The 22,555-nt window shown below is 59.2% G+C and carries 20 protein-coding genes; 6 read left to right on the top strand and 14 right to left on the bottom strand.

Annotated features, from left to right (window positions below; translation table 11 throughout):
* Positions 1-62 precede the first annotated feature (62 nt).
* The 4 genes from AC1VVM_RS22155 (at position 63) to AC1VVM_RS22170 (ending at position 9,296) form a co-directional block, all read left to right on the top strand.
* Positions 63-2,201 carry a PKD domain-containing protein gene (locus AC1VVM_RS22155; protein WP_482956506.1) on the top strand — a complete coding sequence of 713 codons (2,139 nt, stop codon included), beginning with the start codon at positions 63-65 and terminating at the stop codon, positions 2,199-2,201.
* A gap of 142 nt (positions 2,202-2,343) precedes the next feature.
* The gene (locus tag AC1VVM_RS22160; RefSeq protein ID WP_482956507.1) at positions 2,344-3,834 is read left to right on the top strand and encodes a DUF1593 domain-containing protein; all 1,491 of its coding nucleotides are present in this window, start codon (positions 2,344-2,346) and stop codon (positions 3,832-3,834) included.
* 194 nt (positions 3,835-4,028) lie between these two features.
* Positions 4,029-6,245 (top strand): hypothetical protein, encoded by a 2,217-nt coding sequence (locus tag AC1VVM_RS22165; protein WP_482956508.1) that lies wholly within the window; start codon positions 4,029-4,031, stop codon positions 6,243-6,245.
* A gap of 663 nt (positions 6,246-6,908) precedes the next feature.
* The gene (locus AC1VVM_RS22170) at positions 6,909-9,296 is read left to right on the top strand and encodes a TonB-dependent receptor (protein ID WP_482956509.1); all 2,388 of its coding nucleotides are present in this window, start codon (positions 6,909-6,911) and stop codon (positions 9,294-9,296) included.
* A gap of 186 nt (positions 9,297-9,482) precedes the next feature.
* On the opposite strand, the gene AC1VVM_RS22175 is transcribed toward AC1VVM_RS22170, so the two are convergent.
* From AC1VVM_RS22175 to AC1VVM_RS22220, 10 genes are all read right to left on the bottom strand, one after another.
* Positions 9,483-10,028 carry a MarR family winged helix-turn-helix transcriptional regulator gene (locus AC1VVM_RS22175; RefSeq protein WP_482956510.1) on the bottom strand — a complete coding sequence of 182 codons (546 nt, stop codon included), beginning with the start codon at positions 10,026-10,028 and terminating at the stop codon, positions 9,483-9,485.
* Entirely contained in the window at positions 10,025-10,684 is a 660-nt protein-coding gene (locus AC1VVM_RS22180; protein ID WP_482956511.1) for a cytochrome b/b6 domain-containing protein, read from the bottom strand. Before AC1VVM_RS22180 ends, AC1VVM_RS22175 begins: the two co-directional genes overlap by 4 nt.
* Positions 10,681-11,004, bottom strand: coding sequence for a high-potential iron-sulfur protein (locus AC1VVM_RS22185; RefSeq protein ID WP_482956512.1), 324 nt, complete (start codon positions 11,002-11,004; stop codon positions 10,681-10,683). The genes AC1VVM_RS22180 and AC1VVM_RS22185 overlap by 4 nt, the downstream gene beginning before the upstream one ends.
* The gene (locus tag AC1VVM_RS22190; RefSeq protein WP_482956513.1) at positions 11,001-11,498 is read right to left on the bottom strand and encodes a VOC family protein; all 498 of its coding nucleotides are present in this window, start codon (positions 11,496-11,498) and stop codon (positions 11,001-11,003) included. Before AC1VVM_RS22190 ends, AC1VVM_RS22185 begins: the two co-directional genes overlap by 4 nt.
* A complete protein-coding gene (locus tag AC1VVM_RS22195) occupies positions 11,495-12,835 on the bottom strand; it encodes a DUF1552 domain-containing protein (protein WP_482956514.1) in 1,341 nt (446 codons plus the stop codon). Before AC1VVM_RS22195 ends, AC1VVM_RS22190 begins: the two co-directional genes overlap by 4 nt.
* Before the next feature lie 16 nt (positions 12,836-12,851).
* Positions 12,852-14,543, bottom strand: a complete 1,692-nt coding sequence (locus tag AC1VVM_RS22200; RefSeq protein ID WP_482956515.1) for a DUF1592 domain-containing protein — start codon at positions 14,541-14,543, stop codon at positions 12,852-12,854.
* Entirely contained in the window at positions 14,540-15,742 is a 1,203-nt protein-coding gene (locus tag AC1VVM_RS22205; RefSeq protein ID WP_482956516.1) for a hypothetical protein, read from the bottom strand. The genes AC1VVM_RS22200 and AC1VVM_RS22205 overlap by 4 nt, the downstream gene beginning before the upstream one ends.
* Positions 15,743-15,762: 20 nt before the next feature.
* On the bottom strand, positions 15,763-16,572 hold the full coding sequence (locus AC1VVM_RS22210) for a COG4315 family predicted lipoprotein (RefSeq protein WP_482956517.1): 810 nt from the start codon (positions 16,570-16,572) through the stop codon (positions 15,763-15,765).
* Between the two features lies 1 nt (position 16,573).
* Positions 16,574-16,999 carry a c-type cytochrome gene (locus AC1VVM_RS22215; protein WP_482956518.1) on the bottom strand — a complete coding sequence of 142 codons (426 nt, stop codon included), beginning with the start codon at positions 16,997-16,999 and terminating at the stop codon, positions 16,574-16,576.
* Positions 17,000-17,353: 354 nt separating this feature from the next.
* Positions 17,354-17,923, bottom strand: a complete 570-nt coding sequence (locus AC1VVM_RS22220) for a helix-turn-helix domain-containing protein (protein WP_482956519.1) — start codon at positions 17,921-17,923, stop codon at positions 17,354-17,356.
* Between the two features lie 65 nt (positions 17,924-17,988).
* Here AC1VVM_RS22220 and AC1VVM_RS22225 point away from each other — a divergent pair, with 65 nt between their 5' ends.
* Positions 17,989-18,828: a DMT family transporter gene (locus AC1VVM_RS22225; RefSeq protein ID WP_482956520.1), complete on the top strand. Its 840-nt coding sequence runs from the start codon at positions 17,989-17,991 to the stop codon at positions 18,826-18,828.
* 292 nt (positions 18,829-19,120) lie between these two features.
* Here AC1VVM_RS22225 and AC1VVM_RS22230 read toward each other — a convergent pair whose 3' ends face one another.
* Complete coding sequence (locus tag AC1VVM_RS22230) at positions 19,121-19,507, bottom strand: hypothetical protein (protein ID WP_482956521.1); 387 nt, start codon at positions 19,505-19,507, stop codon at positions 19,121-19,123.
* A 586-nt stretch (positions 19,508-20,093) separates the two neighbouring features.
* On the opposite strand from AC1VVM_RS22230, the gene AC1VVM_RS22235 reads away from it, so the two are divergent.
* Positions 20,094-20,675 carry a hypothetical protein gene (locus AC1VVM_RS22235; RefSeq protein ID WP_482956522.1) on the top strand — a complete coding sequence of 194 codons (582 nt, stop codon included), beginning with the start codon at positions 20,094-20,096 and terminating at the stop codon, positions 20,673-20,675.
* Between the two features lie 49 nt (positions 20,676-20,724).
* Here AC1VVM_RS22235 and AC1VVM_RS22240 read toward each other — a convergent pair whose 3' ends face one another.
* The 3 genes from AC1VVM_RS22240 to AC1VVM_RS22250 form a co-directional block, all read right to left on the bottom strand.
* Positions 20,725-20,949: a hypothetical protein gene (locus tag AC1VVM_RS22240; RefSeq protein WP_482906421.1), complete on the bottom strand. Its 225-nt coding sequence runs from the start codon at positions 20,947-20,949 to the stop codon at positions 20,725-20,727.
* Between the two features lie 486 nt (positions 20,950-21,435).
* Positions 21,436-21,924, bottom strand: a complete 489-nt coding sequence (locus tag AC1VVM_RS22245; protein WP_482956523.1) for a hypothetical protein — start codon at positions 21,922-21,924, stop codon at positions 21,436-21,438.
* A gap of 146 nt (positions 21,925-22,070) precedes the next feature.
* Positions 22,071-22,454: a hypothetical protein gene (locus tag AC1VVM_RS22250; protein ID WP_482956524.1), complete on the bottom strand. Its 384-nt coding sequence runs from the start codon at positions 22,452-22,454 to the stop codon at positions 22,071-22,073.
* Between the last annotated feature and the right edge of the window lie 101 nt (positions 22,455-22,555).

The following is a 22,555-nucleotide window of genomic DNA, read 5'->3' on the forward strand; positions in this document are numbered from 1 at the left end:
ACCGTCCTCTCTCCTGGGCGGCGGCGGCACCCTTCCCATCCCGAGAATACGGAGCCTGCGGCATGAAGCGCGCGCGCAACAAGAACGGCATCACCGGCACACTCATCAGGCTTGCTCTGGCCTCGGCCGCAATTGCAGGGGGCACCATGGCGCAGGGATCATCTACCGATACCAACGCCTCCCCGGCAACCGCTCCGGCGCCCGATCCTCTCTTTGCCCAGCCTTACATCGACAAGGACGAATGGCGCGATGCACCGGTCCGCCATCGCTATGTCCATGGCGGCTTCAAGGGCACCGACACGCGGTTTTCCTTCTATTTCCCGCCAAAGGCGCAATACCAGGGCAGGTTCTTCCAGCACTTTACGCCCGCTCCCGACAACGAGAACTTGGCCCAACAGCCTAGTTCGCCGGCAAACGACAAGATCAGCTTTTCGATCGCCAGCGGCGGCTATTTCGTCGAAACCAACGGCGGCGGCCCTGCCGTTGCCGGCTTCGGTTCACAGGATCCAACAATCGGCGCCTATCGCGCCAACGCAGCTGCCGCTCAGTATTCGCGCGTCGTCGCTCTCCAAATGTACGGCGGCAAGCGGCCCTACGGCTACGCCTATGGGGGTAGTGGCGGAGCCTATCGCACTGTCGGCTCGATGGAAAACACACGCGGCGTCTGGGACGGTGCCGTACCCCATGTGCTGGGGTCCAGCATGGCGATCCCCAACAGCTTCACCATTCGCATGCACGCGATGCGGCTGCTGCAGGACAAGTTCCCGCAGATTGTCGACGCTATGGAACCCGGCGGCAGCGGCGATCCCTATGCGGGATTGAACACCGAACAGGCCGCTGCGCTGCATGAAGTGACGCGCATGGGCTTCCCGCTCCAGTCCTGGTTCGGATGGAAGACGATGGGGATCCACGGCTTTGCGGCGCTCTACGGCGGCGTCGTCATGGCGGACCCCGGCTACTTCACCGACTTCTGGACCAAGCCGGGCTATTATGGTTTCGATCACCCGGAGAGTTTCACCGGCTACCGAATGCAGCACAAGGCGACGATCGCAAGCTTGGTGACCGGCGCCGACGCCGCGCGCCAGAAGCTTGAAACGAGCGTGACCAACGGCAAGACCAAGGGCAATGTCGATGACAGCTATGCCGCGGCGCAAGGCAAGGAGGCGCAGTATGTCGTCGCCGTCCGCCTGTCCTCACCGCCGCCTGCTATCCAATTCCTGGGCGGCGATCTCATCGTCCTGTCCGGAGCCGCGAAAGGCGCGCGGCTGACGTTGAGCAGGATCGAAGGCGATACCGCTGTATTCGGAATCGTCGATCCCACTGTGGCTGCAAAGCTCGCCCAGGGCGATGAGGTCCAGGTCGACAACAGCAACTTCCTGGCCGCTCAGACCTATCACCGGCACCAGGTGCCGGAAGCGGAATTCAAGGTGTGGGACCAGTTCCGCGGCGCTGACGGCAAGCCGATCTACCCTCAACGACCGATGTTGCTGGGCCCGCTGTTCACCAAGGCGACCGCAGGATCGATCCCCGAGGGCAATTTCGAGGGCAAGATGATCCTGGTCGAATCGCTGTGGGATCGGGAAGCTTATCCCTGGTCGGCGGATTGGTATCGCGCGCGTGTAGAGAAGCATTTCGGATCAAAAGCCGATGACCATTTCCGGCTGTGGTTCACGGACCACGCCTTGCACGGCGACAGCGACTCGCAAGAGGATGCGATCCATACCGTTAGCTACGTACCGGTTCTCAATCAGGCGCTTCGCGACGTGGCGCTGTGGGTTGAAAAAGGCATCGCTCCTCCAGCTTCAACCAACTACCGCTATGACGACGGGCAGATCATCGTTCCGCCAACCGCGGCAGAACGACGGGGCATCCAGCCCGTCGTCGCACTCAAGGTGGATGGGGGCGAACGTGCCGATATCGCCGCTGGCCAGACCGTGACGTTCACGGGCACGATCGAGGTTCCTCCGGGAACCGGCACAGTCATTGCGGCGGAATGGGATTTCGAAGGAGCTGGAACGTTTGCCGTACAATCACCCGTGAAGCCCGGTCTCAAGACCGCGAGCGTCACAATCACCCATAGGTTTGATAAGCCGGGCACATACTTTCCGGCCTTGCGCGGAATTTCCCAGCGAGATGGCGATCGCAAAACGGCATTCGGGCGCATTCAAAATCTTAGACGGGTGCGCGTCGTTGTAAAATGATGACTCGCATCAATTGCTCACAAAAACGAACGCCGTGTTGCTTTGATTCGTAGATTCCACGATGAGGTGTTCAGACTAATCGACTGGACACCTCATGACACCAGGATCGAGAACTCGTCTCGCGTTTGCTCATAAGCCCCATATGTCCAAGGCATTTGTGCAGCAGCGATCTGCGTTATCCAGATGGCTTCTGGCGGCTGTCGGCTGTCTCGCAATCGCGCCCTCACCCGTCCTGGCCGCGGAGTCTCCCGGCAAGCCAAGGATCTTCGTCCTTTCGGACATAGGCAACGAGCCCGACGATCAAATGTCACTGGTTCGTCTACTGGTTTATTCCAACGAACTCGACATCGAGGGAATCGCGGCAACAACCTCCGTTTGGCAGCCAACGAAGGTTTCCCCTGACATCGCGTTAAACGTCATCGACGGTTATGCCCAGGTCCTGCCCAATCTGCGCAAGCATGCAAGCGGTTGGCCCGATGCGGCAGTTCTAAAGGCGCGAGTTTCAAAGGGCATCGCTGGCTACGGGCTGAAGGCGATCGGCACGCAGTCCCTTTCCGACGGCGCCAAGGCACTGATTGCAGCTACAGACCGAAACGACGCCCGCCCTTTGTGGGTGACCTTGTGGGGCGGAGCAAGCACACTCGCGGAAGCCTTGCAACGTGTACAGGCAACTCGGAGCCCGAGCGAAGTCGACAGTTTCGTCCAGAAATTGCGAGTTTCCGCAATTTCCGACCAGGACGATGCTGGAGCGTGGATCCGCAAGGAATTCCCGAAGCTGTTCTACATCGTAAAGCCTTCGACGGTCGACAGCCAGGAATACGCGAGCGCGACATGGACCGGGATCAGCGGAGACCGGTTTTACCGCAACGGCGAGGGCGCGGATTTCACATCCGTCAGCAATGAATGGCTCGACGCGAACGTCAGGTCGAAAGGGCCTCTTGGAAAGCACTACCCGCGCTACCTCTTCATCATGGAAGGCGATACGCCGTCTTTTTTGGGTCTCATCCCCAACGGCCTCCAATCGTCCGACCACCCCGACTGGGGAGGCTGGGGCGGAAGATACTTGCTTCGCAAGCCGTACGGGGAAACGCGACCTATATGGACGCAGGGTGGGGATTCATTCTCGAGGGTTACATCGGCCGACACTGTAGATGGCCATACTTCGGATCAAGCAACAATCTGGCGCTGGCGAACGGCATTCCAGAATGACTTCGCCGCCCGCATGGACTGGACAGTGAAATCATACGCCAACGCCAATCATCCACCGCAAGTCGTGGTGAATGGGCTGGGCGGCAATGAGCCGATCACAATCGACGCGACCATTGGGCAGCCCATTGCACTTGATGCGACCGACTCCAGAGACCCGGACCATGACGGGCTCGCGTTCGAATGGTTTCAGTACAGTGAGGCAGGGGCCGTCACCGGCGCGTCGCTCGGATCCGTGACTATCGCAGCTTCCCACGCCGCCCGGCCCCAGATAATCGCCACCTCTACGTGCCGCCCCGCCTGGATTGACTCCCACACTTGCCCAAAGAGCGGCATCGCTCATGTCATCCTTGCAGTGACTGACAACGGCACTCCTGCGCTGACTCGCTACCGGCGCATCATCCTAAATCTCCACACCAGCAATTAACGGCACTCCTCAATCCGTCTGTGCTGTCAGGAGATTGCCGACGTAACGAACCCGAAAACGTTGCAGACAATCAGGCACCCTCCATCGCCTTGCCGATTACGATCAACGCTAATTCGATAAGCGCCTTTTAAAATACGCCTCGACGTTTAAGTAGGCTTACGGCCGGAGAGCTTGGCCATGGAGAGGCAACTGACGTGAGCGGAATTCGAAACGTTGCAGGCGTGAGCCGCCGACAGTTTGCAGTGGGCACAATTGGCGGGGTCGGCGCGGCCGCCATCGGCTTGGGCTTGAATCCTGAACAAGCGATCGCTGCCGATATCCATTCTGACAGGCGCGCGCTTGTCGATCGGCATAAAGTGGTTCTCAACGCTGTCGACATCCACTGCCCTCTCTCCGTAGGGAACGGCGAGTTTGCATTCACCACAGACGTCACTGGCCTCCAGTCCTTTGCCAGCGATTACAAAAAGGGCATTCCGCTCGCCACCCAATCCCAATGGGGCTTCCACACAGAACCGAGCCCAGAGGGCTTCAAACTGGAAGACTTCCCCTGGACGAACAGCAAGGTCGATGGACGGGACGTCCCCTATCTCGTCTACCAAAAGGGTGTCACACCGGCAGAATTGGAGGCCGCCTCCAATTACCTGTACTCGACGCCTGGCAGAATGAATCTCGGGCGCATCGCGATGATGCTAAAAGACAAGGCCGGAACGCCTGCAAAGCTGAGCGATCTGACGGAAATCCATCAGGAGCTCGATCTGTGGCAGGGCCTGATCAAAAGCCATTTCGTGTTCGACGGCGAACCCGTGACGGTGACGACGAGTTGCCATCCCACGCAGGCTCAAATCGCGGTCCGCGTGGAATCGGCGCTTATCGGTAAGGGGCAGTTGGCCGTCAGCATCGCCTTTCCATACGGTCCCGGTGCAGCCCACAAGAAAGGCCCGATTTTCGCTTTCCCCGGTTTTGTCGGGGATGGCGCGATATGGGATCGCCCTACTGCCCATCGCACCGTCATGCGACGGAGTAGGAAGTCGCGCGCCGACTTTGCTCGCGATCTGGACAGTGACCACTACGATGTTGCGCTCGAGTGGCAGGGCAATGCCTCTCTGGCCGAGACGGCGCCCCATACGTTCCTGCTATCTCCATCGGCATCTGCCCGCACGCTCGAATTTGTTGCTGCGTTTGCCCCGTCGGCGCTGCCCGCGAACCTTCCAAGTCCCACAAAAACGGCCACCGCTTCGACGGCCATGTGGGAGAATTTCTGGAGTTCGCGTGGTTCGATAGATTTGGCAGGCTGCACGGACCCCCGCGCCAAGGAGTTGGAACGGCGCATTGTACTGTCGCAATATCTGACGCGCATTCAATCGTGCGGCACGACGCCCCCTCAAGAAACCGGCCTGACTACGAACAGCTGGTACGGCAAATTCCACCTTGAAATGCACTTCTTCCATAGCGCGCACTTTGCGCTGTGGGGACGCAGCGAATTGCTCGAACGCAGTCTCGGATTCTATCGCCGGATCCTTGCGAAATCGCAGCGACTAGCGAGAAAGCAGGGTTATGACGGGGCGCGCTGGCCAAAAAGCTGCGGACCCGAAGGCGATCTCAAGCCCAACGACATCGAGCCATTTCTCGTTTGGCAGCAGCCTCACCCGATCAGTCTCGCCGAATTGTGCTATCGCGACCGGCCAACCCGCGAAACGCTGATGCTCCATCAGGAGATGGTGTTTGAAAGCGCCAAGTTCATGGCGTCGTTCATCGTCTTCGATAAAGGCCTCGGCTACTATCGCCTCGGCCCTCCGTTGTCGGACGCCAATGAACATTACGCCCAGGATCACGATCGCCAATGGAACCACGTCTTCGAACTGACGTACTGGCGCTATGGGCTTAAAACAGCACAGCTATGGCGCGAGCGGCTGGGCCTGCCCCGGGAAGAGAAGTGGGATCACATTCTCGCTAACATGCCGCCCCTCCCAATTCGCGACGGCGTCTATGTAACCGGTGAAACTGCCACCGACACGACCATGCCGATGATCATCGGCAGCTTGGGAATGCTCAACGGCGATGGCATCGATCGCGAAGTGATGCGACGCACCTTCCGCAAGATACTCGACGCCAAGCATGGCGACATCGGTTGGCAATTTCCTGTCATGGCAATGACTGCTGCGCGTCTAGGCGAACCCGATCTGGCAATCGAAGCGCTGATGATGGAATCCGATAAGAACACCTACCTCCCGAACGGCCATTCGCCGCAGTTTTCTGCCATCCCGCTCTACCTTCCGAGCAATGGATCCCTGCTCTATGCCGTGGCCATGATGGCTGGTGGGTGGGACGGCGCGCCGGACGGCAAAGCACCGGGTTTTCCAAAGAACGGATCATGGGAAGTGCGAAGCAGTGGCCTCGTCAAAGCCCCCTGAGGTCTGATCCAGGGTAGCTGATCGTTGGGAGGTGCCTTCACCTGCATCATGCTATGGCGGGTCCCCACCATCGCATTCGGCTGAATTTGATGGTGGGTACCTGAAAGCCTGGTTCGGATCGCGCGCGCGATTGCCAAATATACGGGCCGATTGCGTTCGAACTTCGCGTTGACACTCAACTCAATTATACTATCCGTAGTGATATCAGAAGGGACCTCCCTCCCTTTGGCTCGCCTGAACCCCGAGCCCTCTGAAAACCTTATCGGGCAGGCGAAAGAAGCAGGTGGCGAACCGCTCTGTTTATTTGTCTGCCCGGTCCTTTCAGTTTGCTCGGCGCGTCACTCGACATTTGTCCGACTACGCTCGTCGCACGCTGAACGATTTGACCTCAGCCGAAGTCGGCAAAATTCCGCCGAAAGCAGTTAAATCGGCGATCAATTTCAACGCGGAGACGCCCTGCCCCTCGTAGGAAGGTCGCCTCTGTACAGCGCAGAGCCCATATCGGCGACAAGCTCAACCAAGCCTGATCTCGACGAAGGTGCCCCAGCCATCGCCGTAGCGAATACGGCTATATCGGGATGAACTTGTCCGACAAAAAATTGACACCCCCCTCCTATCCGCCAAAGCAATTAAACGAGTCGTACAATATATGGGAGTGATTGAATGAGGGTTCATGCGCTTTGGTTGTGCTCTGCGGCATTGGCGGGTTTTTCGGCGCCTGCTGTGGCGCAGGACAAATCACCCGAAGTCAGCGATGGAGAAGTCGGAAGCGTCATCATCGTACAGGCACGGCGCCGCGATGAGGATGTGCAAGATGTACCTGCCGTCATCGATACCGTGACCTCGGATGAAGTCAGCAAGCTCAACTTGCGCGATTTCAAGGATGTCTCCACGATCGTGCCGGGGTTGCAACTCACGACGGAATCCAACGGCACCGGCGGTAACGCGCGCATGCGCGGCGTCAATTTCGACATCACGGCAAGCGGTAACAATCCGACCGTTGAATTCTATTTCAACGATGCTCCGATCACTGCCGGTGTAATCCTGCAGCAAATGTACGACATCGGGCAGATCGAGGTCCAACGCGGCCCCCAAGGCACGCTTCGCGGCAGGGCTGCGCCGTCTGGCTCCATCACTGTCACCGCCAAGAAGCCCGATCTCTATTCATTCGGCGGCACAGTCGACCTGACAGCAAATGACATCGGCACCACCAACTTCAAGGGTGCCGTCAACATTCCGATTATCGAGGGTATTGCCGCAATCCGTGCCGCCGGCGTCTGGGACGAAGGCGATGGCGATCGCGTTCGCACGATCTTCAGGGATCGAGATCCTTTTGCGCGAACCAAAAGCGGACGGATTTCCGCGCTGGTGCAGCCAACTGACTGGTTCAAGGCTGAGGCGCTGTATCAGCGCCTGGACAGACTGTCTTATGCCTATGATCAGGTGGCATCCTTTAGCGAGGTCAATCCCGACGATCCGGCAAGCCCGATCTTCATTTCCACGAAGGACCGCCTCTCCGATCAGGAGAACGCCCGAGAAATCCGTCAGGTTTACGATATCTACAATTGGCGCGCGGAAGCGAGCCAGTGGGGGCAGACCCTGATTTATCAGGGGCAGCACTACACACAGAAGATATTTTCCACGGCCAACCAGGATGGTGCCAACTTCTTCCCTGGGGACGTGTATCAGACCACGTTTTCTCACCCGGCTTCGACATCGCATGAAGTTCGCATCCAGAACAGCGAGCGCATGTTCGGAGTTTTGGACTATGTGGCAGGCTTCTTCGACTACAAGAACAGTTCACCAACCGAGTTGACGTCACCCACGATGATCGGCCTGCCAACCGGGCAGCTGCTTTCCGTGGTCTATACGCCGATCGAACGCGTCGGATCCTCCCATGAACAGTCGTTCTTCGGCAACCTGACGGGACATATCGGCGACGCGTTCGAGCTTTCGGGGGGCCTGCGCCACATCGACTATACGTCGAATGACGAAACGATTGTGAACGGAAATACGATTTCCACGGACGGCCAGGATGCGAAGAAGTGGATTTACTCCGCATCGGCCAAGTACAACATCAATCACGACCTGATGGTTTATGTAAGCACCGGAAGCTCGTGGCGCCCAGGCATCAATGTAGTCGGCGACTTCAACCTTGCCCGCTCCGCGCTCGAGGATTCGTTCACGAACTTGCCGGCAGAATCCTCCAAGTCGTATGAGCTCGGTGTCAAAAGCACCCTGATGGACGGCAGATTGCGGGCCAACCTCACCGCCTACCATCAGAAGTTCAAAAATTATCCGTACCGCGTTGGCGGCCAGGGCGTCTACTTCATCAACACTGTTGCCCTTCGCAATGCAGCGGGTGCCGTCACCGGGCTTGCACAGCAGGTATCGCAGTTCAATTTCGTCGGGGCAGTTCCCGTTGAAGTGAATGGCCTCGAGGGCGATCTCAATTTCAGCGTGACGCCGCAGTGGTCTGTCGGCCTCGTCGGCAGCTACTCGCTCGGCAAGATCAAGAACGGGACAGTGCCCTGTAACGATTTGAACGGAGACGGCGTTCCGGATTCGGTTACATCTGCTCCCAGTCTGGCTCAGTTGCAGGCAGCTGTCGGCGCCAACAATGTCGCATCCTGCCAGGTTTCGCAGCGTTCCGGGTTCCAGGCACCGTTTAGCGCGTCAGTGACCAGCGAATATACGCTCCCCATTTCCCACAAGGTGGATGGGTACCTGCGCGGTCTGTTCAGCTTTAACGGGCACTCACAGACAGATCCGACCAACCTGTTCGACGACGTCGGCGCTTACGGTTTGCTCAACCTGTTCGCCGGAATCAGGGATCCGAAGGGAGCATGGGAAGTGTCGCTGTTCGCCAAGAACATTTTGGACACGACCAAAACACTCTCGCGAACCAACCCCTTGTCCACGAGCTATCTGATCCCGACAGGCGCTACCAGCACCATGGCTGCCACTGCGACCAGCACATACACCGGCGTAACGGCAACGGCGCCTCGCGAATTCGGCATCAACGTGCGCTACGCCTTTGGCTCTCGCTGATACCTCCGAGTAAGCTCTCTCCGAGCTAGCAACTGGGCGGGGGTCTCACGGCCTCCGCCCTTTTTTCGCCGTAAACCTGGATCCGCAGCGAGCCGACCACGTCGCGCGAGCTATCGGCTTATCACCCATTCAACGGCCTGATGACCATTCTTCGGGTTGGCTTCCCGGCAACGATAAGATGGACGATCAGGACCGGTCGAGAGCCTCGTCATCGCCTGCGGAGTCGCGAGGACGGGAGACATTCATCAGCATCCGCGCGAACAATCTGATCTCTTCCAACGAATATTCTCGCAAATTTTCGCGGATGCTCTGTTCCAGTGCTCGTCGGACCTCCTCACTGGCCTCCCGACCCTGCGCGGTCAGACTGAGTTCGGCACGCCTACGATCATCTTTGCCCGGCGTGCTGCCGATAAGTCCGGCAGCATTGAGCCGATTCAGTTCCGCCGTCACCAAGCTTCGCCCGATCCGGAGCAGCGAAGCGAGGTCTTGCGGGTAGGTGATCCCGCGATTGATAGCGCTGAGGATGTAGCATCCGCGAGGCCCAAGATCGTATCGCTCCGTGACCTCCGCCGTCGCATCGCCAATCGGGCGCCCCGCAAAGACCAGCCCTTCGATGACCGGGGCGATATCGCTCCATTCTATCTCGTCATCAGCACCTTTCGGTCGCTCAGTATCCCCTTCCTGGGGGGAAAACGCGCGCCTTAAAAGCTCTTCGCGCGGTGTACCTTTCACAAACCGAAACCCTTGCTGACCGACCAGGCCAGCAAGGTAGCAAGTAAAGCGGCAATGACAAAGGCAACCGGGTGCCCCGGCTTCATTTGCTGCTGCGCATCGCCGATCGCGGGATCCCGCCCGCTGAGCATCGGCGCAACCAGGTTTCTGCCCCGAACGACGAGATAGTAAGCTATGGCGACGATATGCAGCGCCACCAGCGCAAGCAGCAGATTGAAACTGAAGGCATGGACTTCCGCCGCCAGACGGCCCTGATCGAAAGTAACCAGGAACGACAAGGGGCCGGATTCAAGGCCATCGACATCCGTCGCAAAAAGTCCCGTGCCGATCTGTACGGCCAGCAAAAGCAGCATCACGATCACGCTGTAACCGCCCAGCGGATTGTGACCCAGGCGCGGATTGCCCCGTCCCCGCAAATAGGCAATCGCCGCGCGCGGGGAAGCGAACAGTGCGGGCAGGCGAGCCGTGCTGGCGCCGACGAAGCCCCATATCAAGCGGAACGCCAACAGGCCAAGCAGGCTCAGGCCCGACAGGTAGTGCCAGTCCATGTGCCGGTTTTCCGCGCTCCACCAGGAGAACGCGAACAACAGCACGAGAAACCAGTGGAACAGCCGCGTGGGCAGATCCCAGACTCGGACGCTCGTTCCAGCACTCATTTCGCCGCCTTCTTCGCAAACGAATTACAGACGCCGCCACCATTGACCGGCCCGCCCGACAGCATCTGGCAGGTCCCGCAGCCTGTCTCCGTCGCCGTGAAGAATGCGCAAGCCGAACAATGCCGCGCGGGATCGGACGAGGCCTCGATATAACCGAGCGACTTGCGGCGGCTTTTCTGCGTGAAGGGCAGCGACGCCGGATCATAGCAAACGGGGGCGGCACCCTGGGCGAAAGCATCGCTGCCAAGGACTATTCCCACGGATGCTGCGCCGGCCACGGCAAATGCCTGCGCAAGAAGTTGTCTGCGAGAAGCGGTCATCGTGCATGCTCCTTACCGCCGCTCTGGATCACTTCGATGGGATAGCCCTCTGGATCCTGAAGCTGGAGAACGAAATACCCTTGCGCAACCTTGCGTACCGCTTCGTGAGGGAAACCGCTGGCATCGAGCCGGGCAACCAGCGCATCCATGTCGCTGATGCGCAGCACGATGCGATCAAAGGCATTGCCATGCGTCAGGCGCGCGGGGCTGGCCGGGGCGCTGTCGTGAACCAGAATCAGCCCGGCTTCCATCGGGTCCCGCGAGAAGCGCAGCATGTATTCGCGCCGCGTCCCGTGATCGAGAGTCATGCCCACCTCAAGTCCGAACGCTGCCTTGTAGAAGGCAAGCTCCTTGTCGATGGCGGCGGCATTGAGCACTGTGCCCACCATTCGGACCGAGCTCGAAGCCGGTGCTTGCTGGGCATGGGAAATCACGGGCACAAGCATCGAAACGAGCGCGCCTGCGGCCATCGCGATGGACAAATACAGCCTCATGCAACCAGCTCCGCGATCGATTTGCCCGTCTCCATGCTCTTGGCCCCCCATTTGTCGACCGGCACTCCCATCACCTGTTGCAGCGTAAGCCCCACGCGACTGACCGGGGTGCCAAGGCCATCGACGTAGATGCCCGTCTTGATCCGCCCACCGGCGCTCCCCGCCGTCATCATCGGGATGTTGTCGATAGTGTGGAACTTGGCGAATTCGGTCTCCGAATGCGCAAAGACCAGCGTGTTATCGAGCAGGGTACGCGATCCCTCCTGCACTTTGTCGAGCGCCCCGACGAAGTAGGTCCACGCCTCGAAGATGCGATTGAGGAAGTAGGTGGCCTCCGGTTGATAGCCGAGCCGGTTGTCGAGCGCTTCTTCATGGGTGAGTTGATGGTGGGTGATGGTGCTACCGATCCGCGTGAGCGAGGAAGCACCATTGTTGAACATCATGTTGAACACGCGCGTTTGGTCGCATGCGAGCGCCATGACGAGCAGGTCGGTCATCAGCGCATGGTTGGTCACCACATTCTCGATCTCCGCATTGACCGCGCGATCGGCAACGGGCTTCGGCACCAGACAGGCCTGAAGCGGTTCGGGCTTGGTCAGTTCCACTTCAAGCTGGTTCTCAAGCTGGCGTACCGACGTGTAATACTGGTCGAGCTTCTGCCGGTCCGCCGCCCCGACCGCGCCTTCCAGCGACTGGCGCTGTTCGGTCACGGCCGAAAGGACGCTGCGGCGCGCCATCACTTCGGGATCGGGCGTGAACTGGGCGCTGTTGGGATCCTTGAAGCCGGTGCCGAACAAGCGCCGATAGAGCCCGGCCGCCGATCCCTCCGACGGGTTGAGATTGCCCCCACCCCGCCCGCTCAGCGAGTTGCGCGGATCGCCCGAGGCCGAGGTCTCAAGGCTGCGAAAGCGCGTGCGCGAGCCAATCCGGTCGCCGATGGTGACATCGAAGCTTTCACCGGGCAGCCCGCCCTCCGCCGTGATCGCGCGTCCGGTCCGGATCGCCGGGCCGCCCGAAACGTGCGGCAGGTTCGGCGCTCCATCCAGCATGACATTGAAGTTGCCCAGGATATTGATCTTTCCGGCATGCGGCTTGATCACTTCAAGCTCGGGCTTGAGGTCGTATCCCGGCCCAGCTTTATCCGGAAACCAGCGGGTGGGATTGACGCCGAGACCCCAGAACCACGTGCCGAAACGTACGGGCATCGGCGCCCCGGTCGCGGCAAGCGCCTCCCCGTTGCTGTCGAGAAAGATATCGAGGAGCGGAACGCCCACGGTAATGGCGGCGCCGTTCAGCATGCCCTTGAGGGCAAAGCGGCGGGACATGTCGAATGCCATGATGATCCTCCTGTCGTTAGCGCCGACTGGCCACTTGCGCGGTGCCGGCCTTCAGGTCTTCGCGGGGAATTTCGTAGGTTTGAGGCAATGTCGCGACCGCCTCGACGAGCTTGCGCAAGCGATAGCCGTCGCCTGCAAAGCGGCTTTCCAGCCTCTCCACGAGTTCACCGTCCTCGCTGGGCCTGCCGGTCGCGTATTCCAGCACGCGCGAGGTCACGCACATCGTCGCATCCTGGCTGGCGGCGATGGTCTTCCCAAGGCCGTCGCCGCCGGTGAAATGGGCATCGTCCATTGCTCCCGAGACATCGATCGGCGCGTCGTTCTCGCTGGCCCGGAATGCGCCGATGCCGTCGAAGCGTTCAAGCGGAAGTCCGATCGGATCGGTGATTTTGTGACAGCCTGCACAGACCGGATCGGTCGTGTGCGCATCGAGGCGAATACGGGCCGTCGGCATCGCCCTGTTGGTGACATCCTGCACTGCAGTGAAATTCACATTGCCCGGCGGATTGGGCACGGGCTGACACAGCAGCAGCTCGCGGATCGCCCGCCCTCGGAGCGTTGGCGAACTGCGGCCGGAATGGGAATACATCGCCAGGAAGCCGGCGAGCCCCAGCAGCCCGGACCGATCGGAGCCTGCGGAAAACTCGTAAGGCACCCAGCCCTGCGATTGGCTGACGGGAACCCGGTAGAGAGCGCCCAGCGGCCTGTTCATCCAGGTCTTGCGGGTGGTGAACAGCTCCCTGTAGTCCCCATCGCCGTCGAGCAGCTGCGTGCTGATCGTGCGCAGCATCTGTTCGGGCAGTGCCTGCAACACATCCTGATTGAAGTAGGGGTAGATCACCGGGTCCTTGGCAAGCTCGTCGAACTTCTCGAACAGCAGCATGTCGGAGAAGAAGGCCCTGAGGCCCTGTTCGAAGCGGGGCGAGGCGACCATGTGCTGGACGATTGCCGTAAGTTGCGGCTGATCGGTCAGCTTGCCGGCCGCCGCAGCATCCAGAAGACTGGCATTGGGCGTCGAGTTCCAGAGCATGAAGCTGAGGCGCGCAGCGCGCGAGCTATTGTCGAGCCGCAGTATGCCGGGTTTCACCGGATCAGCCTCGGCCGTCTCCACCACGTAGAGAAACCAGGGTGAAACCAGCATGGAACTGAGCGCGAGTTCCAGCCCTTTCGCGAAGGACTTCGTGGGGCCAGCCCCCTCGCCCGCGATGCGAACATAGAGCGCCAGTTCCTGCTCGGTCAGCGGGCGGCGGAACAGCAGTCGGCCCAGCGGCGCCAGCGTCCGCCGTGCGCATTCGGCATCCGCACTCGCCGGATCGCTCGGTGTGCATGCCACGAACTGCCCGCGATGGTTCTCATCAAAGACCTGCCGGGCGATGTCGCGGGCCATCGCATCGAACTGCTCCAGCCCCGATGGCGAAATTGCCGCACTGCGCGCGCCGGAAGCGATCAATTGATGCGCCGGACGAACGATAGGCTCGAACCGCCCGGCCACGCGGATATCGGTGCCGAAGATGTCGGCAATGGAATTGCGATACTGGGCTTCGGTCAGCCGGCGCATGCCGACGACTTGCGGCCCCTCCAGAAGTGTCTGCGAAGCGTTCGCCTCGGCATGGACCTGTGGAATGGTCGACCCTGCTCCGCCGAACCACAAAGCACCGGCGAGCGCAGCGGCAGCGATACCGAGCGGCACAAAGCGTGAAGGTCTCATTGCGCCTGATTCCTGACGGGACGGGCCGCTGCCGGCACGTCGTTGACGAAGGCCGGCACGGCGCGCAGTTCCATGGCGCTGGAAACGCCCGTGCACTTGCCGGTCTTGGGATCGCGGATGCCGTCCGCATACTTGCGCAGCGTCGCAAGCGTCCCCGCGCAATCGATCCCGGCCGCCAGCGCGGCCCCCACGCCACCGATCGACGGGCTCTGGATCACATCAAAAACCGGGCGATAGCCACCGACCAGACCGCGCAGCGACCCGTCCGACTGGAAGGCCAGACGCAATTTGGCATGGCGCAGATCATAGGCCGTGCGCGTACCGCGAATATCACGCGGCCCGCCCTGCCCCCAGGTCTGCGTCAACTTGATGTCCTGGGGATCGGTCATCAAAACGCCGGCCACGATCCGGCCATGGAGCACGTTGCGGTGGCGAGGCGGCTTGTCGGAGATCGTGAAGCTGTAACCGGGCAGGAAATTGCCGTGGCTGTCGAGTTGCGGCCGGTCCGGCGTATTGCCGTAGATCACCTCCACATCGTCGTCGTTCTCAAGACTGTCGACACCGCGCAGCAGGATGACCTGCGTCCATTCGCCCGAGGCATGGAACTGGCGCATGCCGGTCAGAAGGTCTCCGCCGATGCCGTCTTTGCCGCGCCATTCGAGCGTGCAGCCCATCACGCGGTATTCCTGATTGTCGATGCCGGTGCGGCCGTCTGGCGCGGTGAACTCTTCGTGGTTGCAGCTCTGGCCCGGAGCTTCGCCGTCGAGATCGAGGCCGCCCGCATTCGCGCTCTGTACCGTCTTCAGCAACGGCCGGTCGAACTGATCGGGCTGCGAGCAGATATTGGTGCCGTTCGGCCCGTACACGGTTGCCTGCCAGCGTTTGGTCAGTTCCGGCTCATTCTCCTTGCGCTCCAGCCGCACGCGCTCGTCAGGCGACAGCGACGCAAGATAGGTCTCGCGGATCTTGGGGCTGGTTCCAGTCGGGCAAGCGGCCTTGTCCTGAAGCACCGGGGGCACGAAGTCCTGAACGACGAAGCCCATCACCCCATCCGCCGGTGGAGCCGGCAGCTTGCCTCCCATCGCATCGGCCTGCGCCGGAGCTTGCAGCGACAGCAAGGCGCCGGCACCAACCGCTGCGACAAACGTGCAGCCTATGCCCCCTAGAAGCAGGCGCCCGCGCACTTTTCGATTATTCACCTTGCCTCTCCCTCACAATCTCAGGGCCGCAGGATCTTGGCCCCCGGCGGCACGGCATGGGGATCGCTCTCCGCTGCCACGAACACGCGCCTTCCCTGCAATGTCCATTCCGGGCCATCGCCGGCGAGGGCGACTTTCCAATCCCTGGAGCCGCTGCTCGCCATCGGCGCCGGCAACGGATGCCATCGGCAATCGCGCTCGCACTTTCCCGTGAACAGGACGCGGCCGTCCTTGTCCGTCAGCGCGTAAGCGCCGTCGACAAATGCGGTGGTAATCCCGCTCGGCGCATCGATTTTCGGCACGGCCGGCACGTATTTCAGGGTGTTCCAGGTCATGCCGTCCGTGCCGTCGAACGCCGTCGACGCCCGGTTACCCGAATGCCGGGTGAACACGAGATGCCATCCCTTGTAGACCCACTGCGGCCCCTGCGCGCCGACAATGACCGTCCAATCGGGTGCCTTGCGAGGATCCACATAGCCGTCGGCATCGGCAGCCTTGCCCGAGCCATCTGGGAAGCGGATATTCGGCGCGGCACCGGCCGGTGCAAGCAGTGGCTGCCAGTCCTGTTCGCAGGCTCCGGCGCAATACTTGCTCGGATCCGGCGCCCAGCGCAGGACCGTGCGCATGTCCATGCCATAGAGCACTTCACCCCGGGCATCGACATAGACGCTGCCATCATCGGTCCGTTTGGTGCGGATACCGGCAGGCAATGGCGATCCGTCTGCCGCTGCGATCGCGAAATCGGCGGGCTGCGCGGTTGCGCCGGCCGGAGCAATGGCGGTGATCGTGGCGGCAAATGCGGCAAGCATCGCCGCAGGCTCCCGGCTCACCTCAGCCCTCCGGTGCGCGGAAAGCGTCGTGGCAACTCTTGCAGGCTCCGCCGAGGTTTCGTGCGCTGACCTTGACGGCTGCTTCATCCTTGGCGGTGACCGCTCGCTGCAGGTCATCGGCCGCCTTGGCGAATGCATCCTGATTGGCTCTGAACTTTGCCGGCTGCGCCCAGATATCCGGTTTGGCGCGTGTCTTCACGCCCGCCTGAGGCCCACTGCCCTGAGGAAACCATTCATACTGACCGCGCGAGGCATTCCGGATCTGGCGCACGGATTGCGCCAGCAGCACCCACTGAACATCGCCGCGCAGACCATCGTTCACCGCTTTGAACGCCGCCCCAAGCTCGCGGTAATTGTCCACCCTCGATCGGATCGTATCGGCAGGTGCGGCAATCAGGGGCGTGGCGATCGCAACCAGCGCCAGCATAGCTGCGCCCGTCGGCCAAATGGCTCTCATGGCATTCTCCCGTCCGGCTATTTTGTCGTTGGGAGGAATATTGATTCAATTTTTGAACTAGTCAATCGCTACGTTGAGTATTTTTTTGAAAGTCGGGAGATTTTCCGCGCAGCCTTAGACCGTTGCGCGCAATCCTCAGAAGCGCGCGGAATTCCGACGTCCCTCAATCGACATTCGTCACAAGAGAACTGCGGCGGCTAAATTCTCGCGCACATTATCCTTGCAAGGATGCACGACGGTCGCGGCCGGCGGCAAATTTCCGACCGTGACCGGCGCAAAAAACTACGGCCAAAAATGAAATTATCCGCGCACCTCTTCCCGGAATCAAAAAACTCCGAGGCTGACGAAGTGCACGACCTTTCTGCCTTCGTTGACGTAAGCGTAGGTCTGAGCGCTTTCGTAGATCAGAAAGTCTCCTGACCTGATGGTTGCATTGCCATCGGGTTTTTCAAGCCGCAGCTCTCCTTGCGAGACTATGATGATCTGTCGCCATCCATCAGGATCGGGATCAGCCGGATATCGCTCCCCAGGAGCAAGACTCCATTCCCAAAGCTGCGTTTCGCGAACTGCCGGAATGCTCGCACGCAACAATCCCATGCTTGCCTTGTCCACGCCGCGCCAAGTCACAGCATCGATACGTTCTTTACGCGTAGCAGGATCCGCGATCATCGCCGCGAGACTGACATTGAGCGCTTCAGCCAGCCTCTCTAGATTGGACAGGCTGACATTGGCATCACTGCCTTCCAGATTGACGATCATCCGCCGGCTGACCCCGGAAGCCTTCGCAAGCCCTTCCTGGCTCAGCCCTGCTGCCAGACGGATCCGCCTGAGGTTGCTGGCGACGTGTGCGAGGACGTCGCCTCGGCCAACTTGACTGTGCAATATACTGCTCATAGACGCGCATTATGATGCATCAACCACTGTCCCGTAAAGTGGCGTTCTCACGCCAGGAGTTGGCCTTGATTGCGATCACTTTCCTGTGGGGCGGGACTTTTCTCATTGTCCATCTCGCTGTCCAGCAGGTCGGCCCCCTCTTCTTTGTTGGCGTCCGGTTTCTGACCGCGGGCGCGCTTAGCCTGGTCTTCTTCCACAAAGCGCTTCTGGGCGTGACCCGGACCGAGCTCGTTGCAGGCAGTATGATCGGCGCGTCGATCTTCTTGGGATACGCGCTTCAGACATTCGGGCTGCAAACGATCAACAGCAGCACCTCTGCTTTCCTGACTGCACTTTACGTCCCCATGGTACCGCTTCTGCAGTGGGTGATCATGCGCCGCCGCCCGAGAGCAATGACTTGGCTCGGCATTTTCCTCGCCTTCTCGGGTCTTGTTTGCCTCGCCGGTCCTGGTGTTCTCCATATCGGGCTTGGCATTGGCGAACTCGCGACTCTTGTCAGCGCCGCGGCGATTGCAGGCGAGATTCTGCTCATCGGGCAGTTCGCGTCCCAAGTTGATAGTGCGCGGATTACGACCATCCAGCTCCTTGTTGCCAGCGCACTCTCATTCCTCGCGATGCCGTTCGCGGGGGAAGCTATTCCCACTTTCGCCTACACGTGGGCTGCGGCTGCGCTGGGCCTCGGGATCATGAGCGCGATAATCCAGTTGACTATGAACTGGGCACAGAAGTCCGTCTCACCTGCACGGGCAACAATCATCTATGCCGGTGAGCCAGTATGGGCCGGTATCGTTGGGCGTATTGCCGGCGATCGATTGCCGGGTCTGGCTCTCTTCGGCGCTCTACTCATCGTGATCGGTGTCATCGTTAGCGAGCTTCGGCCACGCGCCTCTGCCCAGCAAGGTTGACGCTGTTGAAGTTCCGCGAAGGACACCATCCCGGCACCAAGGCCAGGGCTTGGACTTTCTGAGCGAGATCGTGTCCCGGAGGATGGTGGAAATGAACTGCCAATCCCACTTATTTAGCCGTGAGGCTGAGTCCGCGGTCGGCTGCGCGCCCCGATTCAATCATTCGGCAGCTGCTTTGATGAACCTGAAAGCGGTCGGTCTGCGTTGCTACGCCGCTAGGATAGAATTGCCTGAACGATTGGCAGCTATCGGGAAGTCCTTGAGCAGGCGCTGAATGACAGAAATGTTGGGGTTAGCTGCCATTCGCGTCGAAGGGGTCACTATAGCCAATTACGCGCGTGCGCCCCTCATCGACCTTAAGTGGAAAGCGACCAACCGTAGCAAGGACTGCGGACAGGTCAGCTTCAAACTCTAGCCACTCGATAGCTCGAAGTGCTGTGGGGCCGAACTCGATCGTATCCATATAAGCGCGAGGGCAACGAAGATCGGGAGGAAACCGCATGGGACGATCCTCGGGAGTATCGATGAACTTCACGATCATACGCCCTAAATCCGGTCGCGCCGCCTGGACGACTTCGAACAGCTTCCGCCATTTCGTGTCGGACATCAAAGCGGTAGCGAAAAGTTGCCGTGCCAGACGCCCTTCCACCTGCGGATTGTGATCTGTCGGCTGTGCCATCGTCGAAGGATGCCGTTCTCGTCGAATTTTCGCAACGTCGGCGAGTACAGTCTGGCAGACTTCAGATCGAAATCCTGCGATTCCACCATTCCGCCTTTGGAAAGCCGCGCTGGGCAGAGCTCTATGATCTGCTTGCCGGGGAGAGCGGACATTAGCGGCGGTTCGGGTTGTTAGGGTTCGACGCACGTCGTTTCCACAGACCCCGTATGAATCGGGTCAGATTTATGATGGTCACAATGACGAGCATCCGCCAAAGCCATATGCTCGACACGCCGTTGAAAACGGCAAAATGGACGCCAGCCCAGAAAAGGCCGAAGAATGCTAAGCCGCCTACCCAAAGGTAAATTGAGTTTCGCGCGTCCGTGCTCACTTCTCTCGTCTCCGGCATTTTAGGGCAAACTACGCTATCAGCTCGATGTCCGCAAAGTTGGCGTGTCCGGAACAGCCGGTTTCAGATTAAATCCCTAGATAACTGCCATTCCGCTTTCGTGAGCGCTGTGCGGTGTCGCTGATGACCGGGCTTGGCTGACATAGAGCGACGTCGAACGCATCGACGCATCACACTGACAATGATAACACATTTGTCATGCAATTTCACGACGGCGTCATCACTTACCAAGCCAACCGACTTCGGTTCGTATTGGTTGCGCTTTTTTTGGCCCCTATCACGTTCGGCATTCTTGCTCTGGCATATGATGCCGTCATCCTGGGTGACAGAAAGATGAGCAATGCTTGGGTAATGCTATTTATTGCTCCAATTTTTCTTTGGATCGATTACGTTATTTTTGCAAAACTACGTTGGCCTCCAAAAATGGAAATCTCTCTGCGAGGCATCCGTTGGGAAAATCGCTCAATGCGTGAGCGCGAAACCGCCTACAACTGGCAAGAATTCGATGGCCCGGAAAAAAGCTATGGCAGTCAGGGAGTTGAATTGCTTCAGATCATCGAAAGGGCGACTGGTCGGAAGCTTAGATTGCCTCCGAGCCACTTTGGGGCAACCTACGAAGAAATGTCAGCAGTTATTTCAGCTGCTAGGAATGGAGAGCTTGTCTCGCCAACGCAGTGGCGATCTCAGCACCCTCAGCACCTCTTCAGACGATGGTTATTGAATTGGGGTCTCCCGATTGGGGCCGCTATGGTGTTTGTTGCAATTAAATTGGTGCTCTGAGCGCTTGATGCAATACTCAATGATCGCAATATTGGGGGAAGCGGGCACGCTATTTCAGGTAGCGAACTACCGCGCGGCTTATGAAAAAGATGGCTATCACAATGAATAGAGTGGGCAAGAAGATCGGGATGCGATCGATGAGTTCGTTTCGCTTCGGCCCTGCATCGCCCATCGCACGGGCCAGATCGAGTATCAGGACGGGTACGCCAATGGTCGCCGCTGAAATGCAGCCGGCGCGATCTTCGGGCGGCAAGCCTTCGTAACTCTCACTCATGACTACCGCCTACTACGCACATCAATGTCCGCAACGCCGGCGTGTCCGGAAAGGCGACTTTCGGATTAAAGTCCTAAAAATCTGCCATTCCTCTTTGCCGGCGGATGCAGTCATTTCTCTGCTGCCGGCAAATCCACTGTCACTGAGTGGGTCTGGACGGGAGTGAAAATGAAAAGCGCAGCGCTGATCAGCCCGAATACTCCCCAAACGTATCTGCGTGTGCGGAAATCAATCACGGCTTTCACAGCGCAGTATAGGGCACCTGAGAGTGAAGCGAGCGTCCAAAGAAGTAAGGTCGTCATGTGGCCTTCTATATCCGACCTGCTTGGAGCCGCAACGTCCGCTAAGTTGGCGTGTCCGGAACGGCAGGTTGCCGGTTAAAACTCTGAAAATCCGCCATTCCGCTTTGTTGGGGAAAGCGGCTTGGCAGTTTTCCGAGCTGCTGTGAGAATTACCGTCGCTTTGGGTCCAGATGCATTAGTCTTCTCAACAAAAATCGGGGGCTTGGTATTTTTTTCGGTACGGTGAATTCCCTGCACCCAATAAACCTATGCATTCTGGCGCTTCATTTGCGGAAATGAAATCTCCGTTTCGGATTACACCAATATACCGCCAAGTATCAGATCGCGTGTCACGTTCCTTGTATCGGCTTCCATTAAGTGCCTCAGGAGAGCTGTCCTGAGGCAGAGCGAAGAACGCATCACTGCCACCTTGCTCAATGGCCACCAGTTGATTTGTTGGCGTGAGATATATGTTGGTAAGTTGATGATCGTTTGCGGCGAACATCGTATCCGATGCGCTACCACCCTTGTTCCTGACGGTTACTGTCCATTCGCTAGAAAAGAGACCCATCTCGACCCTTACGGAGTTCACACCATCCGGTAGGGTTTGGAAATCGCGGCTATCACATGCCCCGAGCGCTGCCATCATAAATGAGGTGAGGAGCGGAGAGAGGATGGGAGGTCTTTTTCTCATAGCGCCAATTCTAATTCGCAGCGGGTTTCAAGCATAATAAGACGAATCGTTAACGACCGCTTCGTTGGCGCGTCCGGAGTGGCAACTTTCAGATTGAAAACCTGAAAATCGGTCATCCCGCTTTGTCGGAAGATGCGGACGTCACTTTATTCCACGCAATAGTTGGATGAGGTCGCAGGTTTGGCCCAAACCACATTGCGTATCAGATAGGCTGGTCGACCAACATCGTCGCGCTGCCGATAGTCGGGCTTCCCTTGAATTTTGACGCAAATATCGAGGGTACCAGTCTGAGGGGCATTATTACGAAGCCCCAGCTTTTCCATTATATTGGGGGCATCAAGCAGCGGGATGAAAGCCTCTTCGCCACCACAGTCTCTAGTAAAGAGCATGCTCCCTTCCCAAAAATATCGAAAAATTCCCACCACCTCTGCACAAGCACTTGGTCGCCCGTGTCGTGCCGACTTCGCATATGCGGCATCGGACCCAAAGCCCATCAAAGAGACGGCTGCAAGGCAGGCAAAAAGACGCATGAATTTCTCATAGTCCAGTCTGACCACAGTGTACGATCAGAGGCAATTTCTATGTCCGCAGCGCCGGCTGTCCGGAACGGCAGGTTTCCGATTAAAACGCT

It is taken from the genome of Novosphingobium sp. BL-S-33 (assembly GCF_056857025.1).